At 55.1% G+C, this 14,702-nt stretch carries 15 protein-coding genes; 8 read left to right on the forward strand and 7 right to left on the reverse strand.

Translation table 11 applies throughout. The features are described 5' to 3' along the window. Positions 1-4 precede the first annotated feature (4 nt). Together KSF73_10570 and KSF73_10575 are read right to left on the reverse strand one after the other, a co-directional pair. On the reverse strand, positions 5-694 hold the full coding sequence (locus tag KSF73_10570; protein MBV1776154.1) for a DUF3334 family protein: 690 nt from the start codon (positions 692-694) through the stop codon (positions 5-7). Positions 695-922: 228 nt separating this feature from the next. Next, on the reverse strand, positions 923-1,108 hold the full coding sequence (locus KSF73_10575) for a hypothetical protein (GenBank protein MBV1776155.1): 186 nt from the start codon (positions 1,106-1,108) through the stop codon (positions 923-925). 559 nt (positions 1,109-1,667) lie between these two features. Between KSF73_10575 and KSF73_10580 the strand changes: the two genes are divergently transcribed. Beyond that, positions 1,668-2,183 carry a GNAT family N-acetyltransferase gene (locus KSF73_10580; protein ID MBV1776156.1) on the forward strand — a complete coding sequence of 172 codons (516 nt, stop codon included), beginning with the start codon at positions 1,668-1,670 and terminating at the stop codon, positions 2,181-2,183. Positions 2,184-2,218: 35 nt separating this feature from the next. Here KSF73_10580 and KSF73_10585 read toward each other — a convergent pair whose 3' ends face one another. The 3 genes from KSF73_10585 to KSF73_10595 form a co-directional block, all read right to left on the reverse strand. Further along, on the reverse strand, positions 2,219-2,674 hold the full coding sequence (locus KSF73_10585) for a GNAT family N-acetyltransferase (protein MBV1776157.1): 456 nt from the start codon (positions 2,672-2,674) through the stop codon (positions 2,219-2,221). A 158-nt stretch (positions 2,675-2,832) separates the two neighbouring features. Continuing rightward, positions 2,833-3,459: a glutathione S-transferase N-terminal domain-containing protein gene (locus tag KSF73_10590; protein MBV1776158.1), complete on the reverse strand. Its 627-nt coding sequence runs from the start codon at positions 3,457-3,459 to the stop codon at positions 2,833-2,835. A gap of 9 nt (positions 3,460-3,468) precedes the next feature. Further along, on the reverse strand, positions 3,469-4,254 hold the full coding sequence (locus KSF73_10595) for a PhzF family phenazine biosynthesis protein (GenBank protein ID MBV1776159.1): 786 nt from the start codon (positions 4,252-4,254) through the stop codon (positions 3,469-3,471). A gap of 223 nt (positions 4,255-4,477) precedes the next feature. Between KSF73_10595 and KSF73_10600 the strand changes: the two genes are divergently transcribed. The 5 genes from KSF73_10600 (at position 4,478) to KSF73_10620 (ending at position 9,025) form a co-directional block, all read left to right on the forward strand. Next, positions 4,478-5,917: a PLP-dependent aminotransferase family protein gene (locus KSF73_10600; GenBank protein ID MBV1776160.1), complete on the forward strand. Its 1,440-nt coding sequence runs from the start codon at positions 4,478-4,480 to the stop codon at positions 5,915-5,917. 52 nt (positions 5,918-5,969) lie between these two features. Beyond that, positions 5,970-6,980: a helix-turn-helix domain-containing protein gene (locus tag KSF73_10605; protein MBV1776161.1), complete on the forward strand. Its 1,011-nt coding sequence runs from the start codon at positions 5,970-5,972 to the stop codon at positions 6,978-6,980. Positions 6,981-7,113: 133 nt separating this feature from the next. Continuing rightward, positions 7,114-7,968, forward strand: coding sequence for a complex I NDUFA9 subunit family protein (locus KSF73_10610; GenBank protein ID MBV1776162.1), 855 nt, complete (start codon positions 7,114-7,116; stop codon positions 7,966-7,968). Positions 7,969-7,970: 2 nt separating this feature from the next. Beyond that, positions 7,971-8,450, forward strand: coding sequence for a DUF2269 domain-containing protein (locus tag KSF73_10615; GenBank protein ID MBV1776163.1), 480 nt, complete (start codon positions 7,971-7,973; stop codon positions 8,448-8,450). Beyond that, positions 8,447-9,025, forward strand: a complete 579-nt coding sequence (locus KSF73_10620) for a DUF4166 domain-containing protein (protein MBV1776164.1) — start codon at positions 8,447-8,449, stop codon at positions 9,023-9,025. Before KSF73_10615 ends, KSF73_10620 begins: the two co-directional genes overlap by 4 nt. Here KSF73_10620 and KSF73_10625 read toward each other — a convergent pair. Further along, positions 9,022-11,529 (reverse strand): EAL domain-containing protein, encoded by a 2,508-nt coding sequence (locus KSF73_10625; GenBank protein MBV1776165.1) that lies wholly within the window; start codon positions 11,527-11,529, stop codon positions 9,022-9,024. The genes KSF73_10620 and KSF73_10625 overlap by 4 nt on opposite strands. Before the next feature lie 211 nt (positions 11,530-11,740). Beyond that, a complete protein-coding gene (locus tag KSF73_10630) occupies positions 11,741-13,198 on the reverse strand; it encodes a PLP-dependent aminotransferase family protein (GenBank protein ID MBV1776166.1) in 1,458 nt (485 codons plus the stop codon). 89 nt (positions 13,199-13,287) lie between these two features. Between KSF73_10630 and KSF73_10635 the strand changes: the two genes are divergently transcribed. Continuing rightward, a complete protein-coding gene (locus tag KSF73_10635) occupies positions 13,288-13,734 on the forward strand; it encodes a rhodanese-like domain-containing protein (GenBank protein ID MBV1776167.1) in 447 nt (148 codons plus the stop codon). A 42-nt stretch (positions 13,735-13,776) separates the two neighbouring features. Then, positions 13,777-14,523: a GNAT family N-acetyltransferase gene (locus tag KSF73_10640; protein MBV1776168.1), complete on the forward strand. Its 747-nt coding sequence runs from the start codon at positions 13,777-13,779 to the stop codon at positions 14,521-14,523. Positions 14,524-14,702 lie beyond the last annotated feature (179 nt).

The following is a 14,702-nucleotide window of genomic DNA, read 5'->3' on the forward strand; positions in this document are numbered from 1 at the left end:
AAGCCTACATCCCCAACGACTTCAACAAATCATCGTTATCGTCGTCACCGCTATTGGCGGTCGATGGCGAGTTCTGTGCCGGGCCGGTGTTTTCGGCCAGCAGGGCATCCACGTCGATTTCGGCGTTGCTGTCAAAATCGTGCAGCTTGATGAATTCGGTGCGGTCGATGGCGAGTTCGAGGTAGAAGACGTTGTTGCGTTCGGTATAGAAGCTGACCCGGCGCATTTCCGGGCGGTCGAGCGGGGTGTCGACGCTCAGGGTGACTTCCTTGTTCAGCACCAGCATTTTCGGCTGGCTCTGGGTGATGTTGGTCTGCAGTTCGCGACGGATTTTGCTGGTGAAGTCACCGACAATCTGGTTCATCAGTTCGCCCAGAATATTGGCCACTTCATCCGAGGTATGAGAAGCGACCAGTTCATCGGCGGGCATGCCCATGGTCAGCATATAGCGTTCGTACAGCTCCATGGCTGCTGACGATGAAAAGTTGAGTACCACCAGCCCCGAGAACCCGCCATCAAACAGAACAAAGCAGCCCAGATCGGGTTTCAGGCCAATCTTGGTGATGCGCTGGACCATGGCCGAGTAATGCATCTTGCTTTGCGTGGCGATGTTCAGTACGCGCACGATCGAGTTACACAGGCTGATCAGAAGATCTTCTGTGTGAAAAACGATTTTCTTGTCGAAGTCTGGCACGTTGGTGTCCTCAAAATCGGTCGGTACGGTGCGGCAATCGCGCAAACCCGAACACGGATAATTTGATTGTAGACACAGAAATCAAAGCGTGTAGCCGATTATCCTCATGAAGCGGATATCGTGTACGCCTCAAACTCGCATAGCGATCGCCAGTGATCGGAAATATACTGCCACCAGAAAGCACAAAAGGGGCCTCAGCCCCTTTTTGTGTGTTCGCGCATGATTCGGTCAGTGCACAGTGGGTGTAATCACTGCATTGCCGAGATAGTCAGCGCTGATTTCACCTGCCGGTGAACGGAAGGTGACATTGAAGCTGCGGCCGGTTGGGCGCACTGCAATTACTTCAAATTGAACGGCGTGGCCATTCAGGTGTTGGACGAAGCAGTCGCCCGGTTGGAGTTCACGAATCAACATAATATGTATGTCCAAATAACGGTTCAGCGGCCTGCGCATTAAGGCCAGCATGGCAGCAAATCATTGCACTTGCGTGACAACTGTATTGCTAAACGGATGCTGTGGCAAAACGCAAACAGGCAACTGTTGCAGACACGCATGTGCCTGCCTGGCTAAATATGCCATACGATTGCGGCTTCGGTGGCCGCCAGTGCGAATGGCTCGATATTTCCGAGCGGCAGCGCCGAGAGGAGGGCTAACGCCATCTGGCCCGATCAGGGCGAGGCGTATCAAGCGCGGTGAGACATGGATCTGATCGGCTTCCGTGTATGGGAGGAAGCAAGGTCGGCCATCGAGGCAAAAGGCTTGAACTGCAACTAGGACAGTCTGGCAATTGTTCTTGTACATTTTGCCAAAACTGGTGCGCATCCTACCGGAGATTTTGAGATGGTGCAAGTCATTGATTTGTATCGGCGTGCGAACACGCTCAAACGTGAACCGGGAAAGACTGTATCTGGTTGTGTACGAATCAGTTGTGTTGAAGTAGTCACTTGATTTCAAAAATAAAATGGGAATGAGCATGAAGCATGTCTTGAATACCGAGCGCCTGATCCTGCGTCGATTCGAGGAACATGATCTGGAGGCGTTTTACAAGCTAGGTACGATCCCGGAAGTGATCCGCTATGCTCAGGCACAGCCCTACGTATCGATGGATGATGCGCTTCAGTGCATGCACAAATGGCCATTTCATGATTACGCGACCGTTGGATACGGGCGCTTTGCCGTGGTGTGGCGCGAAACGGGCGAGGTAATCGGATTCAGCGGCGTGAAATATCTTGCCGATCTGGGTGAGACCGAACTCGGCTATCGCTTCCTGCCAGAATACTGGGGACGTGGATTGGCCACCGAGGCCGGGCAGGCATCGATTGATTTTGCCCGTGATGTGTTGGGGCTCAAGCGCCTGATCGGCCTGGTGCATCCTGACAATGAAGGATCGGCCAACGTGCTGACCAAACTCGGCTTTTCAATTGAAAAGCAGATGCCCTTTGCCGGTCTGGACGATGTGCAGGTCGACGTATTTGCGCGCGCCATCTAAGTGCTGACAGATGGCGCGTGTCGCAGTGTAATCACCTACAACGCCAGCGTCATGAACACACTGTGTGGATCTTCGGCATAATCGCCGAAGGGGCCGCAGAAGGTGAACCCACGGCTTTCATACAGGGTATGTGCGGGCAGGAAGTCGGCCGCCGTACCGGTTTCAAGGCTGATTCTGGCAAAGCCACGCTGACGAGCAACATCGAGAATGTGATCGAGAATGGCTCGCCCCGCACCGCGCCTCCGCTGTGCAAGCGGTGTACGCATCGATTTGAGTTCGGCGTGGTGCGCATCCAGTGCTTTGATCGCGCCACAGCCTAGTAGCGTTTCTCCGTCCCATATCGTCCAGAAGGTGACATCCGGTGCGCGTAGCTTGCTCAGGTCGAGCGCGTGCACGCTTTCTGGTGGCGAGAGTTCATACATGCTGTTCAGATGCTCGTTCAATAGCGCATGAACACGTGTATCGCTTAGGTCATCAATTTTAATATGCATCGCAAGATCCATTCATAGTCTGGTGATTCAGTCAGGATTCGTGCGATAGATGGGGACACTTGCTGCCCCTTTGGGGAAGGGGCGTGGATACCCTGCCAGACCGGGGAGAGAGGCTGGGATCGGCAAAACCATCGCGGTGCCAAGTGTAACCGAGTAGGTCAGGGTTCGCCATTGCGCCCGAATTGCCGGTACCCGGATCGCTCGTTAAGCAGGTCGTAATAGCGGGATACTGCCGGAAGATCGGGGCGCTCCGTCATCGGGGTCAGATACCAGCGATGAATGGACAAGCCGATGGAGATGTCTGCCAGTGTAAACCGGTCGCCGCAGATGAACGGGCCCGCATGGTCGAGCTGCTGATTCACAATGTGCATGCAGTCATGCCATTTTCTTTCGCTGGTGGCAGCCTGTTCAGGATCTGCAAAGGCGGGAGACTGGCGAACGCGAGCCATAAAGCAGTAACGCCAGGCCGTATTGAGATCGGTTGCCTGCCAGTCCAGCCACTGATCGACACGGGCGCGTTCGCGAGGCGCAAGCGGGTAGAGGTGCCAGGCTTGTTCGCGATTCACCAGATAGCGGCAAATCGCATGACTCTCCCACAGTGTCCAGTCGTCTTCGCGGATAAGGGGCATCTGAGCGTTGGGATTCAGTGCCGTAAAGGCGGGAGCGACCAGCTCCGCCGCTGTTATCGACTGGTGGGTGTTGCAGTAGTCGATTCCGAGTTCTTCGCTTAGCCACAGTACTTTGCGGACATTGATGGAGCTCGGGCGGCCGATGATTTCCAGCATGTTGACTCCTTAAATTTCTGCCACGCCCTGCATGTAAAACACAGCTGTACCACTGAGTTCAACCCGGTCCCCGATCAGCTTGCACTGTATTTCACCGCCACGGGGCGAGGCCTGCCACGCGCGTATGGATTGCTTGTCGAGTCTAGCCGCCCAGAAAGGTGCGAGCCCGCAGTGTGCGCTGCCTGTGACCGGGTCTTCCGGTACGCCTTTGGCTGGGGCGAAAAAACGGCTCACGCAATCGAAGCCTTTATCGCCGGGGGCGGTGACCACCAGACCAGATTGATCCAGTCGGGCAATGGCAGCGAAATCCGGCTTCAAAGCACGTACAGCATCTGCTGATGGTAGCAATGCCAGATAGTTCGGGCCGGAGGTAAAGACTTCGAGCGGGGCGATGCCAATGGCCTCAGCCAGACCTGCAGGACAAGGAATGGCTTCATTGACGCGGGCAGGGAAGTTCAGTGTGTAGTGCTCACCGTGTTTGCGCACGTGTAGCGAACCGCTTTTGCTGGAGAACGTGATCGCTGTTCTGCCCGGCTCCAGCAGCTCGCAGATCACAAAGGCACTTGCCAGCGTGGCATGGCCACATAACGCGATTTCCACCTCGGGCGTAAACCAGCGGATCTGGTACTCAGCGCCTTCGCGCAGGATAAATGCAGTTTCAGCCAGATTATTTTCTGCGGCGATACTGGTCAATTGCTCATCGCTGGGCCAGTGTTCGAGCATCATGACGGCTGCTGGATTACCCTTGAAACGCTCACTGGTGAAGGCATCGATCTGGTAAATGGGTACACGCACGGTTGTTCTCCCTTTGAGATATGCCACAGATACTACCGCTCACACTCCGCAATTTTCAGATACAGATGGCTGTTTTGCCGGGGATGCAGATGGCGCCTACGGATGTTGGCTTTGTCCGGTTTGAGCATTGACACGCTCACGATGCAAAGGATGGATCTGTATCGGTACGGCTTGCAGAAAATTGCATCTGTATACCTGAACAGCTCAATGTAATAATCCCCCGATGAATATGCCATCACTTTATCAGCGTCTGGCCGCGCAATACCGGAAAGCCATTGAATCAGGGACACTGGTGGCGGGTACCCGTTTGCCATCGCTGCGGGAGCTGATGGCGCGCCATGAGGTGAGTCTGTCGACCGCCGTGGAAGTGTATCGCCTGCTTGAACGGGAAGATTACATCGAAGCACGGGATCGCTCCGGCTATTTTGTGAAGCTGCGCGTTCGTAGTCGTGTTCGGCCTGCCAAAGAGCCCGATCCAGCAGCCATCGATCCGGCACAGTATGTCGGAATTAACGAGCGGGTGTCTCGGGTGATTGCTGCGGGTCAGCAGGCCTTGGTGACGGTAGATTTAGCGCATGCCAGCCCTTCGGCTCGCTATTACCCCTCGGATGCCCTGCAGCGACTAGCGACGAGAGTCATGCGCGAAGACAAAGACCTGTTCGGCCGCATGGCACGGGAAGGGGGAGAGCCGGCACTGAAGTCGGTGCTATCACGACGGGCATTCGCTGCGCAGATCGATGTCTCGCCAGACGAAATCATCGTGACTCACGGGGGGATTGAAGCTCTGAATCTGGCGTTGCGTGCCGTCACGCAAACTGGCGACACGGTTGCAATCGAGTCCCCTACTTTTTTTGGTTTGCTGCAAATCATCGAGAGTCTGGGTCTCAAAGCGGTGGAAATCCCGACCAGTCCGCAAACCGGCATGTCGATCGATGCGCTTGAGCTGGCGCAACGCATGTGTCCGGGACTAACGACAGTGATTTCGGTTCCCAATTTCCATAATCCCACAGGCAGTGTGATGCCGGACGAGGCCAAGGCAAGACTGGTGCAATTCTGCGAGCAACACGGCATTGCCTTGATTGAAGATGATTCCTATTCCGTCCTGGGGCAGGGAGAATTACCCGCAGCCTCGCTCAAGCGCTGGGATAGATCGGGCAATGTGATTCATTGTGCCTCGCTGCACAAGACGCTTTCACCGGGTTTGCGCCTGGGCTGGATGATTGCGGGCAAGTGGCAACAACGAGTGCGTATGCTCAAGTATGTGCAGTCTCGCTCGAACAATGCACTGCACCAACTGGTTGCAGCCGGGTTTATGGCGGAATCGTCGTTTGACCGTCATCTGAAAAAGCTGCGCGGACATTTGTGCGATCAGCGTATGCGCTATGCCCAGGCGATTTACGATTACTTCCCGGACAGCATTCGTATGACGGTGCCGGAGGGTGGCATCTACCTGTGGATTGAGTTACCGGAGCAGGTGAGCTCACTGACCTTGTTCGAGGATGCACTCAAAAAGGGAATTCGGCTGTGGCCGGGTTCTATATTTACAAACACCTCTCGGTTTGATCACTTTATTCGACTGACTTACGGTGAAACGTATAGCGAACCTGTAGATCAGGCGATGCGGACCCTCGGGCGAATGGTAGAGAGCGCTTCACGTGCATGACAACGTGATGTCCTGCTTTCTATATCTGCTTGGATTCTGATATTTTCCGCTCATGACAATCATCGCCCTCCTACTTTCCGGCTTCTCTATTTTTAGCGCAGCATTGCTTTGGGTCACCCATTTGCGTCAGATGCACCCTGCCCATGCTGTTTCGCGATGGGCTGGATACGCATTTTTCGCAGCATTGGCAGCACTACAGCTAGCCCATGCGGGCTGGCTGTCAGGCGAGTGCATGTGGTTGCAGACGGTGTACTACCGCATGATGCTATTTGTAGTGGCGCCTGCGGCATGGCTCTGGATCAGGCCATTTGTGCTGCCGGATGCACCCACCTTTACCGCGCAGCACATCGCACTTCATGCATTACCAGTATTGCTGCCCTGCCTGTTGCCCTCATCACAGGCGACGGCTGCAGCCTTTGTACTTGGCGCAGGCTATCTACTTTCAGTTGGGCGTTGGCTGTATGCATTGCGCGCGCAACGTGCGGGATTTCATCTTGAAGTGGCCGTGCTCGGCACTATTTTTGCCATTGCACTGTGCGTTGCCGCAGTGGGCTGGATGCCTGCGATGTTTGTGAGTCGTGCTTTCGTGAGTCTGTATGCCATTGCAATCGGATGCGCGTTTTTCCTTGGGCAATGGATGCTGGGCGTGCGGCCGCAACTGCCTGAGGAGGTCGAAGAAGTTGCGCGCGAGGTTAGCCCGCAAAACACCCTGAGACAGGTGGATTGTGAGGCGGCACTGGGCAGGCTTGACTACCTGATGAAAGATGAGCACCTGTATGTCGATCCCGATCTCAGCCTATCCATGCTGGCTAATCGGCTCGCACTGAGCACCCACCAAGCATCGGCGTTATTGAATCAACGGCTGGGCAAGGGCTTCGCCCGCTATGTCCGCGAATTCCGGGTGATGGCTGCGAAAGACATGCTGGTTCAGCAACCCGGTGCGTCGGTATTGTCAGTGGGGTTGAGCGTTGGCTTTACTTCACAATCTACCTTTTACGAAGCCTTTCGCGAACTGGAAGGCTGCACGCCGGGACATTACCGACAATCTTCGCTGAAAAAGTAGAGTCGTTTAAATTCAAAGGGTTGGCATTCCGGATCGATCATTCCGGATGCCAGATACTCCGACTGGATCGTTTCGGAAGCACTGGCCAGACGGTTGCTACACACTGTGAGCATCACTTTACGGGGAGATGATCATGCAGGTGTTGCTAACAGGGGCAAGCGGCTTCATCGGCCGCCACATTCACGCGGCACTTCTGGCCGCGGGTCACACCGTGAAGCCGGCTTCACGCAGTCACGGAATTGATTTTTCCCGCCACACCCGGGTCGAGCAATGGGCGCCTTTGCTTGTCGGGGTCGATGCTGTCATCAATGCAGTCGGCATTATTGCCGAGACGAAAGGGCAGACTTTCGATCACCTGCACACCGACGCACCTGTTGCACTATTTCAGGCTGCTCGGGCTGCAGGCATCACCCGCATCATCCAGCTTTCGGCGCTGGGCGCCGATGACACGGCATTCTCTGCCTATCATCTGAGTAAACGGGCTGCGGACGATGCCTTGCGTGCAATGGATGTAGACTGGTTTGTGCTGCGCCCTTCGCTGGTGTACGGGCCGGGTGGCAGTAGTACCGCGATGTTCGCCCTGATGGCCCGCCTGCCGCTGACGCCGCTACTAGGCGGAGGACGGCAGCTGGTACAGCCTGTACATGTCAGCGATGTGGTGGCCACGGTGATCCGTGCGCTGGATTCGCCATTGGCAAGACAAACGCTGGATGTGGTGGGGCCGGAGGCCATGAGCTTTGCGGCCTGGCTGGATTGCCTGCGGCATGCGATGGGAAAAGGCGCATTACGTCAGCTGCCGGTGCCAGTCTGGATGGGGCTTGCCGGAGCGTATCTATTATCGCCGCTGGTGCCTCTGATGCAGCCGGACAATATCAGGATGCTGGTAGCGGGCAATCACGCAGCGGCGGATGGATTGACAGCATTTCTAGGACGTCCTCCCCGGCCACCGGAACAAGCGCTGCTGCAAGCCATGCTGGCGGGAGCGTGAGTATGGACTACCTCCATATCAAGGCGTTGCACATACTGAGTATGGTGCTGCTGTTCGGTACGGGTCTTGGCAGCGCTTTCTACAAATGGATGGCCGATCGTAGCGGGAATGTAGCCCACATCGCAGTGACGAATCGGCATGTGGTGCTGGCCGACTGGTTGTTTACTACGCCAACCGTGATTTTGCAGCCACTCACCGGATTGTGGATGGTGCATCAGGCGGGTTGGCCGCTCAGCACGCCATGGATTGCGGCGAGTCTGGCACTGTACACGGTGGCCGGACTATGCTGGCTGCCGGTGGTGTGGCTGCAAATCCGCATGCGTACTTTGGCAGAGGCCGCCGTATCGGCAAATATGCCCCTGGATGCGGTCTATTGGCGCCTGGCTCGATACTGGTTCTGGTTGGGCGTGCCGGCATTTGCTGCCATGGTTTCGGTTGTCCTGATGATGGTGCTGAAACATATTCCGGGGGGAGGCGAATGAAAAGCATCATTGAGCAGGTTCTGGGTGAAAGCTGGCATGATCTGCCACGCGTCCTGCAGCGGCACTATCAGGCGGGTGAGACTCACGAAACGGGCACGATGGCTGTTCGGTATCCGAGATGGATGCAGGCAGTTCTCAATGTACTTCGGCTGATGGGGGCGTTGGTTAATCAGCGAGGCGAGATGGTGCATACCGAAGTACGTACCGTACCGACTCCAGGCGGGCAGCAATGGTGGCGGGAGCTGACCTACTCCAATGGTAGACAGCTCCACTTTCGCAGTCTGGTGAAAGCGGGGCGGGGTAATCACGTTATCGAGTTTATCAACCCGCTGCTGGCGCTTGAAATGGCAGTGTGGGTACGCGAAGGTCGTATTGAATACGAAGGCGTGCGCTATGTGATGCAACTCGGCCGGCTCGCCCTGCCTGTTCCCGAGTGGCTCTCACTTGGTCATGCGACAATTGTTGAACAGATCGCCGATGACGAGCATTTCGACATGGATTTCCGTCTGACACATCCCGTGTTTGGCGAGGTCTTCTGCTATATGGGACGATTTCGCGTCACGCCTAGCGCCTAGCCTACGGCGACAGCCACGTCATCATCATCTTTGGATGAGTGAGTACGACGGACTGCTCGCTCCAGGTGAGCCGCGGGGGCGGGCTTGCTGAACAGGTAGCCCTGGTAATGGCTGCATCCCACTTCAAGCAGGAGTTGCCGCTGTGCTTCGCTCTCCACCCCTTCGGCGATGGCGTTGAGGCCGAGGCTATTGGCCAACGAGACAATCGCTTTTGCAATCACTTCATCATTGCTATCGGTCAGGATATCCCGCACAAAGGAGCGGTCAATCTTGAGTTGATCAATGGGCAGTCGTTTCAGGTAGGAGAGGGACGAATACCCTGTGCCAAAATCATCCAGAGAGATGGAGATGCCCAGCGCGCGCAAGCCATGCATTTTTTCGATCACTTCGTCGATATCATTGGCCAGTGCACTTTCTGTCAGTTCGATTTTCAGCTTGCCGGAGCGCGCGCCAGTGGCGTGAACAATCGAGGCGACGCGATCGACAAAGTCGGTCTGACCAAACTGCAGGGCGCTGACATTCACCGCAATCACAACGTGATTGAGCAAGGGATCATTGTCCCAGTGATTTAGTTGTTTGCACGCTTCAGTGATCACCCATTCGCCCAGATCGCCAATCAGGCCGGTGGCTTCTGCGATCGGAATAAATTCCATGGGAGGCACGAGTCCGCGCACAGGGTGATGCCAGCGCAGCAAGGCTTCAACGCCAACAATATCACCCGCCTCGTTTACCTGCGCTTGATAATGCAAGGCCAGCTCGTCGTGTTTGATGGCGCGGCGCAGATCATTTTCAATTTCCACCCGGTGAGCAATGGCTACTTCCATTGTCTTATCAAAGAAGTGATAACGGTTGCGTCCCGCTTCCTTGGAGCGATACATCGCCAGATCCGCCTGTTTGAACAGCTCGTCCTGGCGAGTCTCGGCGCCTAGAAACAGGCTAATCCCGATGCTTGCCGTGTTTCGGTGAACTACGTCGCCCAGATGAAACTCACAGCCAATGGCGTCCAGTAGCTTGTTTGCTACGATGCCCGCTTGTTCGGCGGCGGTCTGGCCGTCCTGTCCCAGGTGCTCGAGCAGAATGACGAATTCATCCCCACCCAAGCGGGCGACGGTATCCACCTGGCGTATGGTGGCATTCATCTTTTCGGCGACGGAGGTGAGTAAACGATCGCCATGCTCATGTCCATGCATATCGTTCAATAGTTTGAAATGATCGAGGTCGAGCAGCAGGACAGCCCCAAAATGGCCATTGCGTGCACTGCGTGCCATGGCTTGCGTCAAGCGGTTTTGTAGCAGCGTTCGATTCGGCAGATGCGTGAGTTGATCGAAATACGCCAGTTCGTGAATCTGCGCTAGCGCCTTCTTTTGCTCTGAAATATCCGATAGGGTGGCAACCAGATGGGTAATCCTGCCCTGATCATTGATAACGGAAGATACCGACATGATCATCGGACTCTCGCTACCATCTTTCCGTCGGTACAAGACTTCCTGCAGCCAGCTGCCTTCACGCTCTCGAATCGAGCGCAGGCGCTGGAATTCGCCGGAATGAAGCCGGATATGATCGAGTTCGGTGGCAGTCTGGCCGATGACATCGCCGGGCATATAGCCTGTGATGCGGGTATAGGAGCGGTTGACACGCAGAATATGGAAGTGTTCATCCATGATGGCGATGCCATCACCGGATTCGAAGGCGACCGCTGCAATACGTTGCTGCGTAAAGGCCTCGGACATTTGCTCCGCCATCTGCTTGATTGCACTTAACAGGCTCTCGCGGTCGCTTTCCACTACTTCAATCGGTACCTGCAAGTCACCATGTGCCAGCTTGATCACAATGTCACGTATCTGATGCGGATCACCGCCCAGTATGCGGAGGATTTTTCGACCCAGGAAAAAATAGAGCAGGCTACTGGCTACAATCGACAAGCACAGCATCAAGCCCGCCAGGTTCAGCGCCTGCACCGATTTCTCCATGCCAGCTCGCCCCGCTTCATCTGCATGGGCGTTCAGCTCATCGTTCAGGGAACTCAGGCGTGCAGCAGGTGCGCGATCCAGATTGATCGTGCGCTGTTCTTGAAGTGCATTCTGATCGGCGTGTAGTGTGGCGAAGGTTTGTCGATACGCATTCCCCGCCTGTTGGTGAAGCACCATAAAATCATTCAGGTGATTACGCGCATCTTCATCGTCCAGTTCGGCAAGCAGTTGCTGCGATTGGGTGGCCACAGCAGCTTCCTGACTCAAAAAAGCTGTCCAGTACTGCTCTTGCAAATGGTGATCGTTCGAGTAAAGAAGTAAATCCTTCCACGCCTGTACTTGCGATTTGAAGCTGTTCTGAATTGCTTCGGCCATCTCTACCTGGCGATGATGCTGCCCAATGATTTCGCTGAACAAGGTGACATTGTCCCAGGCCCCACGCAAGGTAACAAAAGCCGAAGCGAGCTGAATGCTCAGACCCAGTGCCAGCACTACCAGCAAATGTTTGAAAAACGGCAGACGGGGAATGGCCATGGATGTCCGGTTAGAGTCACGCGGGTTATCGACAGCATGCGTCCCTCTCACGGGTTTGGTCACTCAATCGCGCTTCGACCGCTCGCATGAAGAGTCGATGTATCCGGCGCAAAGTGGCATGCATTTCTCTTTAAATAAGCAAATAATTATATGGTACTTGATGGAGTGTGGACAGATGCTGGACATCTCATCCGCCAGACGGTAAATGTGCTCAAGAGGCCGATTGCACAAGCTTGACAAGCTGGGTGGCATGGTTGCGGAGCGTTTGATTATCCAGTGCGCTATACCCGAGAAGCCAGCCAAAATGCGCAGTCTGAGTGGTATGGAACTGGCTTATCGGGCGTAATACCAGTGTGCCCCTGGCTGCCTGAATGATGCTTTGCTCGAGTTCAGGAGAGGTCGTCACTGCAAACTGCAAACCCGATGCAGTCCCTTGAGGCTGAACGCGGTCATCAATGACCTGTAGGCAATCAAGCAGAAGATCGCGACGGCTGCGATATAGCTGGCGCATGTGCCGAAGGTGGCTGGCAAAGTATCCTTGCTCTATAAAGGCAGCGGTGACTGCTTGCATCAGGACAGATGAGTGGCCATCAAATGCTGTACGTGCGTCGGCAAATATGTGGGCAAGCGTACCTGGTAACACCATCCAGGCGAGTCTCAATGACGGAAACAGCACCTTGCTGAAGGTGCCGATATAAATCACCCTGCCTTCGCGATCCAGACTCTGCAGCGCAGGCAGTGGACGGTGGTCGTACTGAAACTCGCCATCGTAGTCATCCTCGATGATCCATGCATCATCGCGATGCGCACGGGCAAGCCAGTCAAGCCTGCGTGACAGGCTGAGGGCGTGCCCGAGTGGATACTGATGTGACGGTGTTAAATAGACCAATCGTGGATGATGCGACTCAGGTAGCGAAGCGGGATCTGCGCCATCCTGATCGACCCGAATCGGGATCAGGCTGCCGCCAGCGGCCTGTAAAGCCGTGCGCGCACCCAGGTAACCGGGATTTTCCATGGCAACGGTATCGCCGGGGTCAAGCAGCAGGGTCGCCGTGAGCTGAATGGCCTGTTGCGAGCTAGTCAGAATGAGGACTTGATCAGCCGTGCAATGCACACCTCGGGAATGCGCCATCCAGTTGGCGATGGCGGTGCGCAGGGATAGCAGACCTTGAGGGTGCCCATAGTCACCGAGTTCCCGTGCGGAGGTACGCAAGATCTGATTGATCATTCGCTGCCAGGTCTCATGCGGGAAAGCCTGACCATCGGGCAGTCCTGCGTTGAATGCACCTCTGATTGTGTGTTCGATGCAGGCGGTGGAGGCGAGTGTTTGTATGCCCCGTTTTGATAATGGCGGCGCATGATGTGTAGCGATCACACCTGTTGCCGCCGCAGGTTTGGGTAAATGCTGGGCAGCATCGGAGACGAACGTGCCGGAACCGGTTTTCCGGTAAAGATAACCCTCCGACTCTAGTCTGGCATATGCCTGATCGACCGTAATTCTGGCCACGGACAAATCAGTGGCTAATGTACGTGCAGATGGGAGTCGGCTGCCGGCATCGAGCCGGCCATCCAGAATCAGGCTGCGCAACTTGGTCACCAGCTGGCGCTGCAAGCCTTCCCCGGATTCAGCCTGTAAAAGATTGATCCATGCATCGCGCGAAATGGGCATGATTGGCTCTATTGGGTATTGAAAATTGGCTGTATGAATCATGCCATTCACGCACTAAACTTGCCATACTTCATCGGGAGGATGTCTATATGAGTACCGAATCATTTGTACGTGCGACTGGCATTGCCACACCAGCTGAAAGTGCGGCTTATTTATTCGACAAATTGCGGTTTCATACGGATGCCTGGGATTTGGCGCTCGACCTGAAAGCTGTGCATCCGGATGTAGTGGTGATCGATACCCGCTCATCCGATGCCTATGCGGCGGGTCATATTCCGGGTGCTGTCAGCTTCCCCCACCGCACCATGAATGCGCAAACTACGGCTACGCTTGATCGCACGAAGATCTATGTGGCGTACTGTGATGGCATTGGCTGTAATGGTTCCACGCAGGGTAGTTATAAGCTCGCCAGCTTTGGGCTGACCGTCAAGGAGCTGATTGGTGGCCTTGATTTCTGGCTGCGCGATGGTCACCCCGTGGTTAAAGGTGATCAGCCGGGACACTACGATCAGGCATTGATTCAATGTGCCTGTTGATCAAAATTCAAAATTAGACGAATTACTTTATACGGATCGACCATGTCAGCATTTGAATTGAACGAATTGGGCCAGCCCATCGGGCTTCGGGTTCATCACTGGCAATCGCCGACATTGCCCAGTTTCCCTGCATTGGAAGGATTTGGCTGCCGGATCGAGCCCCTGAGCCTAGCGCATGCCCCCGACCTGCATGAGGCATTTCTGCTTGATCGCGAGCATCGCATGTGGACATATCTGTCGATCGGGCCATTTCCGCAATTAGCGGATTTTCAGCACTGGATTACCCATTCGGATCAATATGAAGCCACGCAGTTTTACGCCATTATCGATATGCAGTCCGGTAAGGCGCTGGGGTTTGCATCCTACCTGCGTATGGATCCTGCCGAAGGCTGTATTGAAGTCGGCTGGCTCACCTATAGTCCTTTGCTGCAGCAGAGTAGGCTGGCAACTGCCGCCATGTACCTGATGATGGAGCATGCCTTTTCTATCGGATATCGTCGTTATGAGTGGAAATGCAATGCATTGAATGCACCATCACGCCGTGCCGCTGCCCGTCTGGGATTCAGCTACGAGGGTACTTTCAGGCAAGCACGTGTCGATCGCGGTCGAAATCGCGATACTGCATGGTTCTCGATTCTGGATTCGGAATGGCCCGCATTGCAGCGCGTGTTCCAGTCCTGGCTGGCCGATGACAATTTCTCGCCGGAAGGTAAGCAGCGGACCTCGCTTTCGACATTTACCCGCCCTTTGGTGACAGCCTGGTATCCCGGAGATAAGCCTGGCGACTGACCTGATGGCAATCGCCTGCTGAGGTGTGCGGTTAATACATGACAGGGAGCATTTGCTCCCTTTTTTTGTCTGGATTCCGCGTGGTGTGTTTGCGCTAATTCATTGAAAAGATGGGAGAAGTTTTCGGAAGGAAAACGGAAGAATCTGACTGTGCAGGGTAAGCGACACTGCATTTGCCT

The sequence above is a fragment of the Burkholderiaceae bacterium DAT-1 genome, assembly GCA_019084025.1.
Lineage (GTDB): Bacteria > Pseudomonadota > Gammaproteobacteria > Burkholderiales > Chitinimonadaceae > DAT-1.

Bases quoted from the DNA above. Each gene is read 5' to 3' on its own strand.
- KSF73_10575 (MBV1776155.1), bottom strand. From the start codon at position 1,108: ATGTTGATTCGTGAACTCCAACCGGGCGACTGCTTCGTCCAACACCTG.
- KSF73_10580 (MBV1776156.1), top strand. From the start codon at position 1,668: ATGAAGCATGTCTTGAATACCGAGCGCCTGATCCTGCGTCGATTCGAG.
- KSF73_10585 (MBV1776157.1), bottom strand. From the start codon at position 2,674: ATGCATATTAAAATTGATGACCTAAGCGATACACGTGTTCATGCGCTA.
- KSF73_10590 (MBV1776158.1), bottom strand. From the start codon at position 3,459: ATGCTGGAAATCATCGGCCGCCCGAGCTCCATCAATGTCCGCAAAGTA.
- KSF73_10600 (MBV1776160.1), top strand. From the start codon at position 4,478: ATGAATATGCCATCACTTTATCAGCGTCTGGCCGCGCAATACCGGAAA.
- KSF73_10605 (MBV1776161.1), top strand. From the start codon at position 5,970: ATGACAATCATCGCCCTCCTACTTTCCGGCTTCTCTATTTTTAGCGCA.
- KSF73_10610 (MBV1776162.1), top strand. From the start codon at position 7,114: ATGCAGGTGTTGCTAACAGGGGCAAGCGGCTTCATCGGCCGCCACATT.
- KSF73_10615 (MBV1776163.1), top strand. From the start codon at position 7,971: ATGGACTACCTCCATATCAAGGCGTTGCACATACTGAGTATGGTGCTG.
- KSF73_10620 (MBV1776164.1), top strand. From the start codon at position 8,447: ATGAAAAGCATCATTGAGCAGGTTCTGGGTGAAAGCTGGCATGATCTG.
- KSF73_10625 (MBV1776165.1), bottom strand. From the start codon at position 11,529: ATGGCCATTCCCCGTCTGCCGTTTTTCAAACATTTGCTGGTAGTGCTG.
- KSF73_10630 (MBV1776166.1), bottom strand. From the start codon at position 13,198: ATGCCCATTTCGCGCGATGCATGGATCAATCTTTTACAGGCTGAATCC.
- KSF73_10635 (MBV1776167.1), top strand. From the start codon at position 13,288: ATGAGTACCGAATCATTTGTACGTGCGACTGGCATTGCCACACCAGCT.
- KSF73_10640 (MBV1776168.1), top strand. From the start codon at position 13,777: ATGTCAGCATTTGAATTGAACGAATTGGGCCAGCCCATCGGGCTTCGG.